This window comes from Neisseria sp. P0021.S007 (assembly GCF_051956855.1).
The window spans coordinates 1-721 of record NZ_JBQCXA010000460.1 but is presented as its reverse complement, the minus strand read 5'-3'; the positions used below and the strand labels follow the sequence as shown (position 1 = coordinate 721).

At 52.8% G+C, this 721-nt stretch carries 1 protein-coding gene; it reads left to right on the top strand.

What is annotated here, in order from left to right; translation table 11 throughout:
- Nucleotides 1–721, top strand: a 721-nt coding sequence (locus ACTHUR_RS14000) for an aldehyde dehydrogenase family protein (protein WP_440399152.1), incomplete at both ends; no start/stop codon positions are given.

Genomic DNA, 721 nt, shown 5'->3' with positions numbered 1-721 from the left:
ACCGAAGTCGGCGCAAAAATTTTTGCCGACAGTGCGGCAGACATTAAAAAACTTAGCTTAGAACTGGGCGGCAATGCGCCGTTTATCGTGTTTGACGATGCCGATTTAGACAAAGCCGTCGAAGGTGCGCTCGCCAGCAAGTTCCGTAACAGCGGTCAGACCTGCGTCTGCACCAACCGCGTTTACGCTCAATCCGGCATTTACGAGGAATTTTGTCACAAATTGAGTGAAAAAGTGGCTGCGCTCAAATTGGGCAACGGCTTGGAAGATAACGTAAACCAAGGACCGCTGATTGAGGAAAAAGCGGTGGAGAAAGTAGAGCAGCACATCGCCGACGCATTGGCTAAAGGCGCAAGTTGCCTGACCGGCGGCAAACGCAGCGCATTGGGCGGAACGTTTTTTGAGCCGACCGTTTTAAGCGGCGTTACGGCGCAAATGGCGGTAGCTCACGAGGAAACCTTCGGACCTTTGTGTCCGGTGTTCCGTTTTGAAACCGAAGCCGAAGTCGTCGAGGCTGCAAACAATACGGAATACGGTTTGGCAGCTTACCTTTTTACCTCCGACACCGCCCGTCAGTGGCGCGTCGGCGAAGCCTTGGAATACGGCATGGTCGGCATCAATACGGGCTTAATCATTAATGAAGTGGCACCGTTTGGCGGCGTGAAACGCAGCGGTTTGGGACGCGAAGGTAGCAAATATGGTGCGGACGAGTATTTAGAAT